Source organism: Rhodococcus sp. NKCM2511, assembly GCF_014905595.1.
GTDB classification, from domain to species: domain Bacteria; phylum Actinomycetota; class Actinomycetes; order Mycobacteriales; family Mycobacteriaceae; genus Rhodococcoides; species Rhodococcoides fascians.
Genome location: NZ_BNHJ02000001.1, coordinates 739,396 through 756,233 on the forward strand (window position 1 = coordinate 739,396; position 16,838 = coordinate 756,233).

Sequence of the window (16,838 nt, forward strand, 5' to 3'; positions counted from 1 at the left end):
GGAACCTCGTAGTCCACTACGAGGTTCCACTGACATGGGTCTCAGCTCTCCCGCGCCGCCTCGGCCTGACCGAGAGCCTTCTTGCGCGCGATGTCTTCGAGTGCCGCGATGTACTTAGCTCGCTCGGCTGCGCCGGCCTCCCAGGCCGTCTTGCGATTGCGGACGACTTTGGCCGGGGCACCGACGGCGATGCTGTAGTCCGGAATCTCACCCTTGACGACGGCATGGGCACCGAGGACGCAGCCTCGCCCGATTCTGGTTTCCCGCAGGATCGTCACCTTGGCGGCGATCCAGGTGTCGGGTCCGATTCGTACCGGGCCCTTGACGATTCCCTGGTCCTTGATGGGCATGTTCACGTCGTCCATCCGGTGGTCGAAATCGCAGATGTAGCACCAGTCGGCTACGAGCGTCGACGCGCCGATCTCGATGTCGAGGTAGGTGTTGACGACGTTGTCCTTGCCGAACACCACTTTGTCTCCGATGCGGAGCGAACCCTCGTGGCACCGGATGGCATTGCCGTCGCCGATGTGGACCCACCGACCGATCTCGAGGCGAGACAGTTCAGGGGTCGAGTGAATCTCGACGTTCTTGCCGAGGAAGACCATGCCCCGCAGGATCACGTGCGGGTTCGCGAGCTTGAACTTGGCCAGACGGTAGTACCGAACCAGGTACCAGGGGGTGTAGGCCTTGTTGGCGAGCACCCAGTCGAGGGACGCCCGCGTGAGAAACCGCGCCTGCTCGCTGTCGCGTCGTCTCGACCCGCGCCAGCGTGTTCGCAGCGGCGCGTTCCACATACTCGTCATGGACGTTCACCCTAGTTTCTCGCTCGCCCGCTCTCTGCCGGCACCCGTCAGCGGGCTAGTGTTGTCTCTCGACCGATGCCCGGGCATCGGCGCAGCAGGCCGAGCGACCGCCGATCGAAAGGGCACAACGGACATCATGGGGAGTGCTCGAATGCGTGTCGGGTTCGGTGCAGGTTCGACGTCCGGAGCAGGCAAGGGTCTGACTGCATTGGCTGCGACGGTCCTGTTGACCCTTGCCGGGTGCAGCACGGAACCTGCTGCCATCGAACCGCTCTCGCCCGACTCCTGGCCCGCGGCGCACGCGAACCTTCGCAACAGTGGCTCGACGGACGTATCGGTCGGTGCTCCACTGACGCTGGACTGGACTCGACCCACCGGCGGCACCGTGACGTCACCGGTATCGATCGGCTCGAACGGTCAGATGTTCGTCACTGCCGCAACCGAATCGGGTTGCAATCTGTTCTCGTTCGAGATCGAGTCCGCCCGCAAACGCTGGTGCAACCGGATCGGCCCTTCCGTGGTGACCGCCACCCCCACCGTCGATTCTGCGATCAACGTCTACATCGGCGACGAAGGCGGGCTGAACTCGTACAACGATCACGGGCAATTACGTTGGCGTACACCGGTATACGGTGTTCCGAAATCCGCCCAGTTCTTGGGCGACGGCAGCGTGCTGTCGATCACCCAGATGGGTCAGGTCAGTGTCCTCGATTCCCAGAACGGCCAACTGCGAGTACCCATTCTCGATCTCGTTCCGGCACCGGACTTCTTGACCGACCCCGATGCGGACTTCGAGCCGATGGACACCGGACTCGCCCAGTGCAGTTCGGGCGAATCCGAATGCGCTGTGCCCGCCGCGCCCGCGGTGGACCGCGACAGCGACGCCATCTACCTGACCCTGTGGCGACCGGGTTCGATTGCGCCGCAACTGGTCTCGCTGCAGTACTCCCGCGACGGCGCACCTGGCCTCGTCGAACGGTGGTCCTCGGAGCTCCTCCCTGCAGGCGTCGCGTCGAGCCCGGTGCTCTCCGAGGACGGAACGACGGTCTACATCGCCGACGTCGACGGGCGACTGACCGCATTCGACACCTCAGACGGGAAACAGAAGTGGACCGAGGGCACGGGACTCGGAATCGGAGGCAGTCCATCGATCGCCTCGGACGGCACCATCGTCCCGGCCGGCGGCGACGGCACCCTGATGGGACTTCGAGACAACGGCGACTCGGCCGAGCGCGTGTGGGTTCGCGACGACGTCGAACAGGCCGGGGCAGCAGCACAATCCGCGGACGGGCGCGGCCACACCGTCGTTCGCGACGGCGACGGGCTGGCTCTGCTCACGTTCGACGCGGCGACGGGCGACAGCATCGATTCGCAGCCCCTACCCGATGTCGTCGGCACCACCGTGGGCACGTCCGTCGGTCCCGACGGGCAGGTCGTCACGGCGAGCTACCTGGGCGAGATCTTCACCTACACCGGCTGACGGACCGCGCCCGGCTCGCAGACGAACGCCACGGCCGAGCGCTCGATGCGAGTGATGACGACCGACAGCGAGACCCGGCCCCGCAGCTTGAGTTTGGGCCTGAGCAACGCGGGATCCACGTCGACTCCGCGCACCAGGATCTCCACCGCGCCACACCCCAGTCGATTGAGTTGCTGCCGAAGCACTTTCTCCGAGAACTTCGACTGTTCGAGGATTCGAAAACCACGTACGCCGACGGGTACGGCGTCGCACGTCAGGTACGCGATCCTCGGATCCAATTGCCAGAGGCCGAATTTGGCACCGTAATGCCGCACCAGTCCGGCCCGCACGACCGCACCGTCCGGATCCACGATGTATTCACCAGGCGGCCGAACGGGAATCTCGTCCGACTCGGCGTCGGTGATCTCGAGCGCACTTCCGTCGGATCGCAGGACCGCGGCACGACGCCGAATTCCGCTGTCGCCGAGACCTTCCGACCATAGGCACGCCTCGCGTACTCCCCCGTCGAGGGAGACCACCTCGATCTCACCGGGCCAATCGAGGGCATCGAAATCCAGCCCGGGAGCGCATTTGACGACCAGATCTCGCCCCCGATACGCGTCGAGGAGATCGGGCAACGGAGGTTCGAGCGCTGCGGGATCGTGCCGTCGACGACCACCGACGCGTCGTCCGGGATCGGCCACGATCACGGTCCCCCGTGTCGTCGGGGTCAGTGCGTCGGCGCGCAGCACCGTCGCGGAGGGCACGTTGTGGGCAGCCATGCGCACCCGAATCGGGTCCAGGTCACTTCCCACCGCAAGTTCGGTCGTGTCGACCAACGCCGCCAGCTCGCTGCCGATGGAGCAGGTGACATCGTGCACCCGCCGTCCGGCCAGGCGGTCCGCGCGCCTGCGAGCGACGATCGTCGGCGTCGCCTGCTGCACCGCGTCGTCGGTGACGAGCCAGCCGTCGGACCCCAGCAGCTTCGCCCGTGCTTTCCGCCGCACCGTCACCGTCTCGACGAGGGCAGCAACGTGCTCGGGGTAGCGGGCGCGTACCGAGGCGATATCGCGCAGAGAAGTTCGCGCGTCGAGCTCGAGTCGGTCGACTGCACCGAGTGCCTCGGCACCGGCCTCGCTTCGCAGGAAGTCGAGGTCGGTGCCGGTGAAGTCATAGCCCACGGTTGGGACCGATCGATGCAGCGTCGGCCGTACGGCCGACGGTGGTGGAACGAATCAAGCGCGGGGCGAGGGCTTGGTTCCGGTGATCATCACGTTGTAGAACATGCCTCGCGGTACCACGTGCTGCAAGACCTTCTCGTCGACCCAGCTCAGTGTCTTCCACCCGTTGAACGCGAACTTGGCCCAGTTCCAGCCGAGCTTGCCTGCTGGAACGGCAGCCTCGAACGTGCGCACCGGCCACCCGAGCAAAGCGGCAGCGAATTCTTCGGTGTTCGCCTGAACGGCCTCGGCACCTGCCGACAACGCGATGTTCTCGAGGTCGGTCGGATCGAACGTGTGCAGGTCCACGACGGCCTCGAGTGCTGCAGCTCGCGAGGACTCGTCGAGTTCTTCCTGTGGTTTGCGCCAGTCCGCCAGGAACGGCAGCTTGGTGGCACGAGTGGTCGCTTCCCAGGTGATACGGCCCAGCCAGCGAGCGTAGAAGTTGCCCACCGTGGTCGGCTCGCCTGCGAAGACGAAGCGTCCACCGGGCTTGAGAACGCGCAGAACTTCTCGAAGAGACTGCTCGACGTCCGGGATGTGGTGGAGCACGGCGTGACCGACCACCAGGTCGAAGGTGTCGTCGTCGTACGGAATCGTTTCTGCGTCGGCCACCCGGCCGTCCACATCGAGTCCGAGGTGCTCGGCGTTGCGCAGCGCGACCTTGACCATTCCGGGTGAGAGGTCGGTGACCGAGCCCTTGTCGGCAATCCCGGCCTGCATCAGGTTGAGCAAGAAGAAACCTGTGCCACAACCCAATTCGAGCGCACGACCGTACGGCAGATCCGCTCGAGCCGACGCGTCACCGGACACCGCCTGATCGAACCTGCCTCGGGCGTAATCGATGCAGCGCTCGTCGTACGAGATCGACCACTTGTCGTCGTAGGTCTCGGCTTCCCAGTCGTGGTAGAGCACCTGCGCCAGTTTGGTGTCCGACCGCGCTGCCTCGACCTGCTCGGCCGTGGCGTGCGGATTCGGTGCCGGATCGACCTCGCGGTCTCGCGCCTCGGCCGAGACGAGAGGCGTCACAGAAGCAGTCGGTCGATTCGCACCGTCGTGGGGGCTTGCAGTCATGAGGCGAGCCTACTATCCGGTAGCCATGGAACAAGTTCGTCCACCGACCTCGATGCTCAACGCCCGGTGAAAGCGGCCTTTCCCGGTCCGTTCGCGATGAAGGATTCCATCCCGACGGTGCGGTCCTCGGTGGCGAACAGAGCCGCGAACTGCTGTGCCTCGACGCGCAGTCCGTTGGTCAGGTCGACGTCCAACCCCTGATCTATGGACGCCTTGGCCGCAGCCAGAGCGCGTGACGCTCCGGTCGTGAACTGCCCCGCCCATGCGCGTGCCGCGTTGTACACCTCGTCCGGCGCAACCACCTCGTCCACCAAACCGATGCGCAGGGCCTCCTCGGCTCCGACGAAACGGCCGGTGAAGACCATGCCCTTGGCGCGACTGGGCCCGATCAGACGGGCCAGGCGCTGCGTGCCGCCGCCCCCTGGAATGACTCCGAGCAGCACCTCGGGAACGCCGAGCTTGACATTGTCTCCGGCGATGCGTCGGTCCGCGCCGAGCGCGACCTCGAGTCCACCGCCCAGTGCGTATCCGGTCACTGCGGCCACGACCGGTTTGGGAATCGTGCTGAGCGAGCCGAGGGCAGACTGCAGTTCCGCCGCGATATCGGTCATCTCGACGACGGACATGGCCGCCATTTCCTTGATGTCGGCACCGGCCGCGAACACCTTTTCGCCGCCGTAGACGATGACCGCTCTGACGTCGGAGTTCACGGTGGCTTCGCGTGCCGCAGCCCGGATCTCCTCCTGCACCTGACGATTGAGCGCGTTCATCGGTGGGCGATCCAAGCGAATGGTGCCGATACCGTCGGATACTTCGAGAGTCACGAACTCAGCCATGGCCGAAGGCTACCGCGCCCGAGTTCAGCGATCCGACCAGGGATGGACCGTGCCCGCGTAGTACGCGTCCTCGCCGTCGAACTCCACTCGGACGGTGCCGTTCTCCCGGGTCAGGACGGGCAGGACCGCCGCGATCGTCTGCTCGTGATCGAGAACGTCGGCCACCGTGTCGAATCGGCCGAGCGCATCGAGCTGGCTCCACGTCGGTGGCAGCAGGACGGTGGTCCCCGAACGCCAGTCCGTCAACGCGTCCTCGGCCGAACGCCAGCTCACCGACGCCGCCTCGCTGGTCTCACCGTCGGCGTTCTGGCCCTCGGGGAGCACGGCAACGAAGAACCTCGTGTCGTACCGTCGGGCTTCCCCGATGGGGGTGATCCAGTGCGACCACGGCCGCAGCAGGTCTGCTCGCAGAACCAGATCGTGGTCGGTGAGAAACTGGGCGAACGACAGCTCCCGGCGTTCCAGTCGACCGCGTTCCGCAGAGAACGGGGCGGTGTCGGCGACCACCGAATCCGCCGTCGGACCGGCCAACAACACGCCGCACTCCTCGAACGTCTCGCGCGCCGCTGCGCACACCAGCGCCTGCGCCTTCCCCTCGTCGGTGCCGAACCGGTCGGCCCACCACGACGGCGGCGAACCTGCCCACTCGATGTCCGCGGCCGCATCCGACGGATCCACACCGCCACCGGGAAATACCGTCATGCCGCCCGCGAACGCCATCCCGCCGACGCGTTCGAGAAGGAACACCTCGATGCCGGGTTGTGATCGGCCGTCACGGATCAGAATGACGGTCGACGCATCACGTGCTGGAACGGAATCGGCGGCGGTGCTCGAGCTCATCTCCGCAACGTACCGCTGAGCCGGTGCGCCCGGGCACGGGGTCCGCTCTAGCGGCGGTGCGCCCCGGCAGCGCGCGTGCGCCGCGCGAAGTAGCGACCGTCGACGCGATCGAGGGTGATCGACTGGCTGAATGCCTCGGTCAGGTTCTCCGCCGTGATGACGTCGTCGACCAGGCCCTGAGCAACCACGCCGCCCTCCTTGAGGAGCAGTGCGTGGCTGAAGCCGGGCGGGATTTCCTCCACGTGGTGGGTGATCAGCACGGTCGCGGGAGCGTCGGGGTCGGCGGCCAGATCGGCCAACCGGGCTACCAATTCCTCGCGGCCACCGAGATCGAGGCCGGCAGCGGGCTCGTCCAGCAACAGCAGTTCGGGGTCGGTCATCAGGGCACGGGCGATCAGTACACGCTTGCGCTCACCCTCCGACAGGGTGCCGTAGGTCCGCGTCGCCAGATGTTCGGCCCCGAGGCTCTCGAGCATCTCGACGGCCCGTTCGGTGTCGATCGCGTCGTACTTCTCCCGCCAACGCCCCAGCACGGAGTAGCCGGCGGATACGACCAGATCGGAGACGAGTTCGTCGGCAGGGATTCGGTGCGCCAACGAGGACGACGACAGGCCGATGCGAGGACGCAGTTCCGAGACATCGGTTCTGCCCATCACCTCACCGAGAACGTGAGCGACACCGGACGTGGGGTGGATCTCGGCGGCAGCGATACGGAGCAGCGACGTCTTACCTGCACCGTTGGGCCCGAGTACGACCCACCGTTCGTCCAGTTCCACCTTCCAGGTGACGGGACCCACCAACGTCACGCCACCTCGGCGGACTACGACATCGGTGAAATCTACGAGCAGGTCGGGATCCGGTTCAGACACGGCTCCTATCCTCCCGCACACTGCCCGCGCAGACACGGCAGGATGTGCACGCGTGTCGCCCATTGACGATGTACCTCGCACCTCCCGCCGTCCCGTCGACGGGGTCACTCGCGTGAACCCGCCCGGGCAGCCGTTCCCCCTGGGTGCCACTGCGCATCCCAGTGGTACGCAATTCGCAGTCCACGCTCCCGGTGCGGATGGCGTCGAGGTATGTCTGATCGACCCGGACGGCGGCGAGCGGCGCGTGGAGTTGACCAACCGGACCTTCGGCATCAGACATACCTTCGTCCCTGACGTCGGACCAGGCGTGCGGTACGGCTTTCGCGCGCACGGCACCTGGGATCCCCACTCGGGCCGACGATTCAACGGGGCCAAGATCCTGCTCGACCCGTCCGCCCGCCAGGTGTCCGGGGACTTCGGGGATCCCGCGGCCCTGTTGGCCTACGAGGACGACCCGTTCGGAGCCCCCAGCAGTCGCGATTCCCTCGGCCACCTCCCGCTCGGCGTCGTCCGCGGATCGTCGGACAACGGCGACCGGCCGGTTCGGCCTGCCGTTCCCTGGGACAGAACCGTGCTCTACGAATTGCACGTCGGGTCGTTCACCGCGCGCCACAACGGCGTACCCGAACACCTCCGTGGCACCTACCTCGGGCTCGCGCAACCGGCCGTACTCGAACACCTGGCTCGAACGGGCATCACGTCGGTCGAATTGCTGCCGGTCCACACCACGTTCACCGAACCCGGGGTACGCGCTCGAGGGATGCGAAACCATTGGGGCTACTCCACGGGCGCGTATTTCGCTCCCGATCCGCGTTTCGCCGCCGTACGAGGCAACGAAGTGGACGAGTTCCGGACGATGGTCGACGCGTTGCACAGCGCAGGAATCGAAGTAATTCTCGACGTGGTCTACAACCACACGTGCGAATCCGCGGTCGACGGGCCGTCGATCAGTTGGCGGGGTCTCGACGCGCCGGGGTACTACCTGCTCGACGGTCGCGGATCCGACGTCGACCTGACCGGTTGCGGCAACACACTCGATTCGGCGTCTCCCGCCGTGGTTCGCATGGTGTGCGACAGCCTGCGGTACTGGGTGCAGGACATGGGCGTGGACGGATTCCGATTCGACCTGGCCAGTACGCTCGGCCGACCGGGCGGTTGGCGATTCGATTCTCGTGCACCGCTGTTGACGGCGATCGGTACCGATCCCTTGCTGTCGGGCGTCAAGTTGATCGCCGAACCCTGGGATGCGACCGGTGCCGGATATCAGGTGGGCAACTTCGGGGTCATGTGGTCCGAGTGGAACGACCGCTACCGAGATACTGTGCGAGGATTCTGGGCCGGCCATCACGGAGTGCGCGAATTGGCTTCCCGCCTGGCCGGTTCCGAGGACCTCTATGCCGGCAGCGGTCGACTGCCGTGGGCGTCGATCAATTTCGTCACCGCACACGACGGATTCACCGCACACGATCTGGTCTCGTACGAACGAAAGCACAACGAAGCCAACGGCGAAGAGAACAGAGACGGCACCGACAACAACTCCTCGGTCAACTACGGCGTCGAGGGTCCGACCGACGATCCCTCCGTCCTCGACGACCGTGGACGACACGTCCGTGCTCTGCTTGCCACCCTGACGCTGTCGACCGGAACACCGATGCTGCTCGCAGGTGACGAACTCGGCCACAGCCAGGGCGGAAACAACAACGCCTACTGCGTATCTCACGATGCACCGGCATCCGACGCCTGGGCCGTCGACTGGGACAGCGCGGATCAGAACATGATTCGATTCGTCGCGCGCCTGCTGCGCGTACGTGCGAGCGCCCCGACACTGCGTCAGCAGGAGTTCTTCACCGGCCGGGCGACGCCGACCGGTCGACCGGACCTCGTCTGGTTCGATTCCGCCGGAATCGAATTCGATCACGACAGATGGAACGACGATTCGGTGCGCACGATCTCCGCCTGGGTCGACGGGTCCGACGTGCGTTCCTACGCCTCCGACGGCGGGCAGGTGGACGACGCGAGTTCGTTGCTGATCTTGCATTCCGGCGGTCCCGCGGAGATCACGCTGGCCTGCCCCAGTTGGTCGTCGTCTCGATTCGTGCCCGTCCTCGATTCCTCTCGCGTGGACGGCGTCCCACCCGATACCACTGCACTCGAGGCAGGTTCGAAGATTTCGGTGACCGGCTCGACCGTTCTCGTGTTCCGCAGCGCCGGTAGGTGAGTCATGAACAGCTGCACGAGCGGTCCTACCCCGAGCGCGTAGAGCACCGTACCCACACCGAGAGTTCCGCCGAGCAGCCAGCCGGTGAGTACCACTGTCAGTTCGATTCCCGTGCGAGTGAGGCGAATCGACCATCCGGTGCGCGCCACCAACCCGGTCATCAAACCGTCTCGGGGGCCCGGGCCCATTCCCGCACCGATGTAGAGCGCCGTGGCGAAGGCATTGACGACGATGCCCGACACCATTGCCAGTGTCCGAACGATCGGCCCGTCCAGATGGGGCAGAATCGCCGACGTCGTATCCACGGCGACAGCGATGACGATCACGTTGCTCACGGTCCCCAAACCCGGACGCTGCCGCAGCGGTATCCACATCAGGAGCACCGCCACGCCGGTGATGGCAGTGATGGTTCCGAAGCTGAGTGACAGGTGCCGCGACAGACCTTGGTGGAACACATCCCAGGGGTTGACGCCGAGCCCACCGGCGATCATCAGCGACATGGACGCGCCGTACAGCCACAGGCCGACGTAGAGCGCCGTCAGGCGAGACGGGAGACGACGGCCGGCGACGCGTAGCGGTGAGAAAGGCATGGTGTCAGTGTCCGGCCACTGGATACCTCGTTCGATAGCCAGTTACGCGACAGTGGACCCCCGGCCGATGCTGCGTTACATCCGGACAGCGATCACGGTCGTCGAACCGGGAGCCACTTCGGTGAAACCAGCATCTCGGACTGCGACGGCGCGACCCGCGCGGACCTCGTCCAGCGCGTGCGTCCACTGCTCCGGATCCGCCGATCGAACCGAACAGGCAAAACCGGAATCGGCCCAGGCTCGACAGTCGTCGAGGCTCATCGCACCGGCCAGCAACATCGACGCATGACCCACCTGCGCGGCGGCCTTGCCCACCGTCATCGACAGGGACGCGTCGATCCACAGCACCGGCCCGGCGCTCGGCGGTGACTCTTCTTCGGCCGGTACGTCGGTGCCGCCGATCTGAAGACGCTTGATGCGCGGATCCAGATCGCCGACGCGGCCCGGCACGAAAGCACGGGCCGAAGCGTTCCCGACCTCGACCGTGACACCCGGAACTTCCTGCGCTGCAGTCCATTGCGCGCCGCGGGCACGGCGGGCCACCTTCCTGATCCGCGCCGAGGTCCACGCAACGAAAGGCTCGTGCCACGAGGCGTCGACACCGACCCGTGGGTCGAGGCACAGCGCCACGACGGCTCGGGCGGCGGCTTCGAGTAGGTCGTTGCGCACCGGCGGGTCGGCCTTGGGTATGTGCAGCACCATGGGCATGGCCAGAACCTCAGACGGGTCCTCGGGATCCTCGGCACCGCCGTAGCCGCGGGCCAACTCGGCGTGACGCGAGGCGAAGGTGTTGGCGTCCGAGAACTGCTCGGGTTCAGCCGTATCGGACGTCGACCCGGCACGGTCCCGATCGACGGAGTCGCCGACGGCGGGGGCGTCGGTCATGGGATCGGGACGCGGCGGACTCCCCCGTCGACGGCATCCGCGGCTTCGATCTCGTTTCGGGTGACCCCGAGAATGAACAGGACGGCGTCCAAGTACGGGTGCGAGATCGCAGTGTCGGCGATCTCGCGTAGCGCGGGCTTGGCGTTGAACGCAACGCCGAGCCCGGCCGCGGTGAGCATGTCGATGTCGTTGGCACCGTCGCCGACCGCGACCGTCTGCTCCATCGGCACTCCGGCTTGGGCGGCGAACTCCCGCAGTGCGGTCGCCTTCGCAGCACGGTCGACGACGTCGCCGATGACGCGGCCGGTCAACTTCCCGTCGACGATCTCGAGTGTGTTGGCCTTGACGTAGTCGAGTTCGAGTTCGTGAGCCAAACCCTCGATCACCTGGCGGAATCCACCCGATACGACACCGCAGGCGAAACCGAGACGCCGAAGCGTCCGGATGGTCGTTCGAGCCCCCGCCGTCAGCTCCAAGCTGTCGGCGACGTCGTCGATGACGGATGCGTCCAGGCCGGCCAGCGCTGCGACACGCTGTTCCAACGACTCGGCGAAGTCGATCTCCCCGCGCATCGCCGCCTCGGTGACGGCACGTACCTCGTCTTCGCGCCCGGCCCGGGCGGCAAGCATCTCGATGACCTCGCCCTGGACCAACGTCGAGTCCACGTCGAACACGATGAGTCGTTTCGACCTCCGTGCGATGCCGGCTCGCTCCACTGCGATGTCGACGCCGATTCCCGCTGCGATCGCGGCGAGGCCGGTGCGTAGCTGGAGGTCTGCCTCAGGCGAGGTGTCGGTGGCGGTGACCTGAAGTTCGAGGCCCGTCACCGGGTAGTCCGCGATCCCACGGATGGAATCGATGTTGGTCCCCTGCCGGGCCAATTCTCTCGAGATGGTGCTGAATGCTCGCGCGGTGACCGGACGGCCGAGCACGACGACGACATGCGTGGCCAGTGTGCGTCCACCGTTCTGTGCCGCGTCGATCTCGACATCGACATGGACGCCCACGGTGGCCATCGCGTCTTCGAGTTCTTCCTGGAGCGCCTCGGGATCGCGTGGACAGGTCAGCAACACACCGAGGGTCAGCCTGTTGCGGATGACCACCTGCTCCACGTCGAGCAGGCTGACGTCGTGCCGCGACAGGGCCGCGAACAGCACCGATGTGACACCTGGTTTGTCGGGTCCCGTCACCGTTACCAACACCGCAGTGTCGCTCGATCTCACCGAATCTCCCTTTCGCACTGTCCCCCCATTACTGGTGTGCCCTGCTCGTGTCCCGCGACTGCCGCCGAACGGGCCGGACGCGCAGGGAAGATTGTCGCAAGCGAAGAGCCCCGCCCGGTAGCCGGGAGGGGCTCTCGCTGTGCTGTGGACTACCGGGGATCCGGGTCGCCCGAACCTTCGTGATCGCTGGTCGCGATCGGAGCCCGGCGGGCCTGTTCGAGTACCGCGGTGGTCTTGCCACCATGAGCACCAGGACCGACGTGCGCTTCGGACCGCATCCGCTCGACCATGTGCGGGTAGTGCAGCTCGAACGCCGGACGCTCGGAACGAATCCGGGGCAGCTCGGTGAAGTTGTGCCTCGGGGGCGGGCACGAGGTGGCCCACTCCAGCGAGTTTCCGTAACCCCACGGATCGTCGACTGTGACGACCTCACCGTATCGGTACGACTTGAACACGTTCCAGACGAACGGCAGTGTCGAGGCACCGAGGATGAACGCACCGATGGTCGAGATGATGTTCAGTTCGGTGAAGCCGTCGGACGGCAGGTAGTCGGCGTAGCGACGCGGCATGCCTTCGTTACCGAGCCAGTGCTGCACCAGGAACGTGGCGTGGAATCCGAAGAACGTCAGCCAGAAGTGCCACTTGCCCAGAGCCTCGTCCATCATCCGGCCCGTCATCTTCGGGAACCAGAAGTAGATTCCTGCGTAGGTCGCGAACACCACGGTGCCGAACACCACGTAGTGGAAGTGGGCGACGACGAAGTACGTGTCGGTGACCTGGAAGTCGATGGGAGGCGAAGCCAACAGCACACCGGTCAGTCCGCCGAACACGAACGTGATGAGGAAGCCGATCGAGAACAGCATGGGCGTTTCGAGCGTGACCTGTCCGCGCCACATCGTGCCGACCCAGTTGAAGATCTTCACACCGGTCGGAACAGCGATGAGGAATGTCATGAACGAGAAGAACGGCAGCAGTACCGCGCCGGTGGCGTACATGTGGTGGGCCCACACGGCGATCGACAGTGCAGCGATGGCGATCGTCGCGTAGATCAGACCCGAGTAACCGAAGATCGGCTTGCGGGAGAACACCGGGAACACCTCGGACACGATTCCGAAGAACGGCAACGCGATGATGTAGACCTCGGGGTGCCCGAAGAACCAGAACAGGTGCTGCCACAGCAGCACTCCGCCCGTTGCCGGGTCGAAGAGATGCGCGCCCAGGTGGCGGTCGGCGGCAAGGCCGAGCAGTGCGGCGGTCAGCAGCGGGAACGCCAGCAGGATAAGAATCGACGTGACCAGGATGTTCCAGGTGAAGATGGGCATCCGGAACATCGTCATACCGGGGGCGCGGAGGCAGATCACCGTGGTGATCATGTTGACGCCACCGAGGATGGTTCCCAGACCGGCGACGGCGAGGCCCATGATCCACAGGTCGGCACCGACACCGGGCGAGTGCAGAGCAGAGGTGAGAGGCGTGTACGCCGTCCATCCGAAGTCGGCTGCGCCACCCGGGGTGATGAAGCCGGCCGTGGTGATCAGCGCACCGAACAGGTACAGCCAGTAGGAGAACGCGTTGAGACGCGGGAACGCCACGTCCGGCGCACCGATCTGCAGCGGAAGAATGTAGTTGGCGAAGCCGAACACGATCGGCGTTGCGTACAGCAGCAACATGATGGTGCCGTGCATCGTGAACAGCTGGTTGTACTGCTCGTTGGACAGGAACTGCATCCCCGGCACGGCCAACTCGGCGCGCATCAACAGCGCCATCAGTCCACCGACGAGGAAGAAGGCGAACGACGTCGCGATGTACATGATCCCGAGAACCTTGGGATCGGTTGTGGTCACCGCCTTGTGGATGAACGAACCCTTCGGTCCCATCCGCGGCGGGAAAGGCCGAGCAGCATCCACCGCGGGAGCGGGCCTAGGCGCTAGGGCAGTCACAGATCCTCCTGATTGCGCGTCCGACCCCGAATCACGAGGCGACGTCACTAGTCGTGCGCTACTCGAATCGTAGACCGTCGGACCGACGCTTGCCGAACCGGTCCTACCGTGTGTCGTATTGGATTCGATCGAACCATGGTTCGGGGTGCGATCTGCCTGCGCCGTCGGCCTTTACGAGCCCTCCGACACACCCCGGAACACCGTGCGAGCAGATGGCCGAGAAGGGTCCGCGGCAGTGCTCTGCGCGAGGCGATTTCCGTTACTGTGTGAGACCACCCGACCCGCAGAAAGAAGTTCCGCGTTGCCACTTCGACCACGACTCCCCCGCCGGTTCGCGCCACACACCACGGGCACGGCGGCCGCTGTCTGTCTGATGGCAGCCGTGGCGTTGACCGGATGCTCCGACTCCGCGACCGAGGACGACGCATCCACCATCGTTCGCAGTACGACGAACATTGCCGGAGCGGGGGTGGTCGGTAACAACCGGGACACCGTCGGACTGTGTCCCGCACTTGCCCCACTCGACCCGACTGGAGTCGAGGGCGATACGCGCCCCGTCGGGCACGCCGAGGGCATCAGTGCCATCCCGGCCGATCCACAGCGCATCGTCGTCCTCGACGCTGCAGGCCTCGACGCCAGCTGCGCGGTCGGGATCTGGGAACGCGTCGTCGGCGCGGCCACGCTCGACCCCGACTTCCGGGGAGACGGAGACCAGCCGCTGTACCTGGGTACCGGCCTGGCGTCGGTTCCGTCGGTCGGCCCGGTCGGTGCCCCCGACCTCGATGCGATCGCCGCCCTCGCCCCGGACCTGATCCTGGGGGCCGATTCTCTCGGATCCGATACCTACGATTCGCTGACTGCCATCGCGCCGACCGTGTTCACCGCGACCGGACAGGGATGGAAAGACACTTTTCTGCAGTCCGCAGCCGCCTTGGGTCGAGGCCAGGCAGGATTCGACCAGCTCGCGTCGTTCTCCGCGGATGCCGAACGCGTCGGTCGCGAGATCGATGCAACCCAGACGCAGGCGTCGGTCATCCGATTCGATGCCGATTCCGTCGAGGTCGACGGCCAAGATTCGTTCGCCGGCCAGGTGCTCGCCGAGGTCGGCGTGGCACGGCCACAGAATCAGCGTGACACCGGTTTCTCGGTCGAGCCCGGCAACCTGGAGCCCGTCGAGGGCGACATCGTCTACGTGCGATTCGCGGGTCCGGACGGCGAGACCTTCGGCCGTGAGGTGATGGACGGCGACGCGTGGCACGCTCTCGGCTCGGTCACCGACGGGCGGGTGTTCGCGGTGAACGACACGGTCTGGTCGGGCAGCGGGGTCGTCGCGGCGCGGGCCGTTCTGGCCGACCTGTCCGCTTCTCTGAACGCCTACGTGTCCTGACGCGATGCCTATCCCGGACTTCGTTCAGGCGCTGCGCAGCGTCGTCGGCACGTCCCCGCTGTGGCTGTCCGGCGTCAGCGCAGTCGTTCTCGACGACGATCGGCGCGTGCTGCTGACTCTGCGGGCAGACAACAACACCTGGGCCGTGGTGTCCGGAATCCTCGAACCCGGCGAGGAACCTGCACCCGCCGCGCTGCGTGAGATCGGTGAGGAGACCGGTGTGGACGCCACGATCGTGCGCCTGACGAGCGTCGACGTGACGGAGCCCATCACGTACCCCAACGGCGACGTCGCGCAGTATCTGGACATCACGTTCCTCGCTCGCTACACCGGCGGCACTCCTCATGTCGCCGACGACGAGAACCTCGATGTGGCCTGGTTCGAGCTCGATGGCCTACCCGAAAACCTCACGGCCACTTCGCGATTGCGAATCGAGAAAGCCATCGCCGACGACCCGTCGGCATGGTTTCGACGCTGACTCCCCTGCCGCACCGAGTACACAGCTCCACCGAACCGTCCCTGTTTCGATTCGTAATGTGATATCACTTTACTATCAACATCGAGAGGGAGGTTCTCATGTCCGCACCCGCTACCGTCGCCGAGAAGCCGACGGGTACACCGACCACGACCATCGCCGAGCGCACCGGCTGGGATCTGCCGGGCTGGTCGATGCTCGGCGTCGGTCTCGCGCTGTTTCTCGGCGGAATCGCCGCGTTCGCTCTCGGACTGGTCTTCTCCGTGGTGGGGCTCACGGTCGTCGGAGTCGTCCTGTTCGTGCTCTCGCTGCCGGCACTCATGGGATTGACTCTGGTGCAACCGAATCAAGCTCGCGTTCTGCAGCTACTCGGCAGTTCGTACAGCGGGACGCTGCGTACACCGGGGCTGCGCTGGACCAATCCGTTGACGTACCGCAGGGCCATCTCGACGCGAATTCGCAACCACGAGACCGGTCAATCGAAGGTCAACGACGCCGACGGCAATCCGATCGAGATCTCTGCCATCGTCGTCTGGCAGGTTGCCGATACCGCCCTGGCGTCCTTCCAGGTCGACGATTACGAGGAGTTCGTCGCCGTCCAGACCGAATCGGCCGTCCGTCATATCGCCGGTAGCTACCCGTACGACGCCGAAGGACGAATGTCGTTGCGCGAGAACGCCGACGAGATCACCGCCGCCATGTCGGAGGAAGTACACGCGCGGGTGCGATCGGCCGGCGTCGAGGTGATCGAGACCCGCATCAACCGTCTTGCCTATGCTCCGGAGATCGCGCAGGCCATGCTGCGACGCCAGCAGGCCGGAGCTGTCATCGCAGCGCGTCAGCAGATCGTCGAAGGTGCGGTGGGAATGGTGGAGATGGCACTCTCGAAGCTCGAGGAGAAACACGTCGTGGAACTCGACGAGGAGCGGAAAGCGGCCATGGTGTCGAATCTGCTCGTCGTGTTGTGCAGCGATCGCGATACCCAGCCCGTCGTCAACACCGGATCGCTGTACCAGTGA

14 protein-coding genes are annotated in these 16,838 nt (G+C 65.7%); 5 read left to right on the top strand and 9 right to left on the bottom strand.

Translation table 11 applies throughout. The features are described from left to right. Positions 1–41: 41 nt before the first annotated feature. The gene (locus JLZ96_RS03280; RefSeq protein WP_027496620.1) at positions 42–803 is read right to left on the bottom strand and encodes an acyltransferase; all 762 of its coding nucleotides are present in this window, start codon (positions 801–803) and stop codon (positions 42–44) included. A gap of 151 nt (positions 804–954) precedes the next feature. Between JLZ96_RS03280 and JLZ96_RS03285 the strand changes: the two genes are divergently transcribed. Beyond that, complete coding sequence (locus JLZ96_RS03285) at positions 955–2,283, top strand: PQQ-binding-like beta-propeller repeat protein (RefSeq protein ID WP_201009493.1); 1,329 nt, start codon at positions 955–957, stop codon at positions 2,281–2,283. Here the strand turns inward: JLZ96_RS03285 and JLZ96_RS03290 are convergent. Genes JLZ96_RS03290 through JLZ96_RS03310 form a run of 5 tightly spaced genes read right to left on the bottom strand, consistent with a single transcriptional unit; the run spans position 2,271 to position 7,101 of the window. Further along, a complete protein-coding gene (locus tag JLZ96_RS03290; protein ID WP_201009494.1) occupies positions 2,271–3,443 on the bottom strand; it encodes a class I SAM-dependent methyltransferase in 1,173 nt (390 codons plus the stop codon). The genes JLZ96_RS03285 and JLZ96_RS03290 overlap by 13 nt on opposite strands. A 54-nt stretch (positions 3,444–3,497) precedes the next feature. Beyond that, positions 3,498–4,556, bottom strand: coding sequence for a class I SAM-dependent methyltransferase (locus JLZ96_RS03295; RefSeq protein ID WP_032387204.1), 1,059 nt, complete (start codon positions 4,554–4,556; stop codon positions 3,498–3,500). A gap of 56 nt (positions 4,557–4,612) precedes the next feature. Continuing rightward, on the bottom strand, positions 4,613–5,392 hold the full coding sequence (locus tag JLZ96_RS03300; protein WP_201009495.1) for an enoyl-CoA hydratase/isomerase family protein: 780 nt from the start codon (positions 5,390–5,392) through the stop codon (positions 4,613–4,615). A gap of 24 nt (positions 5,393–5,416) precedes the next feature. Then, positions 5,417–6,232, bottom strand: coding sequence for an NUDIX domain-containing protein (locus tag JLZ96_RS03305; RefSeq protein WP_032387202.1), 816 nt, complete (start codon positions 6,230–6,232; stop codon positions 5,417–5,419). Positions 6,233–6,279: 47 nt separating this feature from the next. Then, a complete protein-coding gene (locus tag JLZ96_RS03310) occupies positions 6,280–7,101 on the bottom strand; it encodes an ABC transporter ATP-binding protein (RefSeq protein WP_027496614.1) in 822 nt (273 codons plus the stop codon). A 61-nt stretch (positions 7,102–7,162) separates the two neighbouring features. Here JLZ96_RS03310 and glgX point away from each other — a divergent pair, with 61 nt between their 5' ends. Next, entirely contained in the window at positions 7,163–9,319 is a 2,157-nt protein-coding gene (glgX, locus tag JLZ96_RS03315) for a glycogen debranching protein GlgX (protein WP_052057338.1), read from the top strand. A gap of 665 nt (positions 9,320–9,984) precedes the next feature. Here glgX and JLZ96_RS03320 read toward each other — a convergent pair. The 3 genes from JLZ96_RS03320 to ctaD form a co-directional block, all read right to left on the bottom strand. Further along, positions 9,985–10,794, bottom strand: coding sequence for an aminoacyl-tRNA hydrolase (locus JLZ96_RS03320; protein WP_027496611.1), 810 nt, complete (start codon positions 10,792–10,794; stop codon positions 9,985–9,987). Further along, positions 10,791–12,017: a phosphoserine phosphatase SerB gene (gene serB / locus JLZ96_RS03325; RefSeq protein ID WP_027496610.1), complete on the bottom strand. Its 1,227-nt coding sequence runs from the start codon at positions 12,015–12,017 to the stop codon at positions 10,791–10,793. The genes JLZ96_RS03320 and serB overlap by 4 nt, the downstream gene beginning before the upstream one ends. A 149-nt stretch (positions 12,018–12,166) precedes the next feature. Continuing rightward, entirely contained in the window at positions 12,167–13,957 is a 1,791-nt protein-coding gene (gene ctaD / locus JLZ96_RS03330) for a cytochrome c oxidase subunit I (protein ID WP_027496609.1), read from the bottom strand. 373 nt (positions 13,958–14,330) lie between these two features. Between ctaD and JLZ96_RS03335 the strand changes: the two genes are divergently transcribed. From JLZ96_RS03335 to JLZ96_RS03345, 3 genes are all read left to right on the top strand, one after another. Continuing rightward, positions 14,331–15,344, top strand: a complete 1,014-nt coding sequence (locus JLZ96_RS03335) for an iron-siderophore ABC transporter substrate-binding protein (protein ID WP_052067034.1) — start codon at positions 14,331–14,333, stop codon at positions 15,342–15,344. A gap of 4 nt (positions 15,345–15,348) precedes the next feature. Next, a complete protein-coding gene (locus JLZ96_RS03340) occupies positions 15,349–15,822 on the top strand; it encodes an NUDIX domain-containing protein (protein WP_027496607.1) in 474 nt (157 codons plus the stop codon). A 98-nt stretch (positions 15,823–15,920) separates the two neighbouring features. Then, positions 15,921–16,838 carry an SPFH domain-containing protein gene (locus JLZ96_RS03345; protein ID WP_027496606.1) on the top strand — a complete coding sequence of 306 codons (918 nt, stop codon included), beginning with the start codon at positions 15,921–15,923 and terminating at the stop codon, positions 16,836–16,838.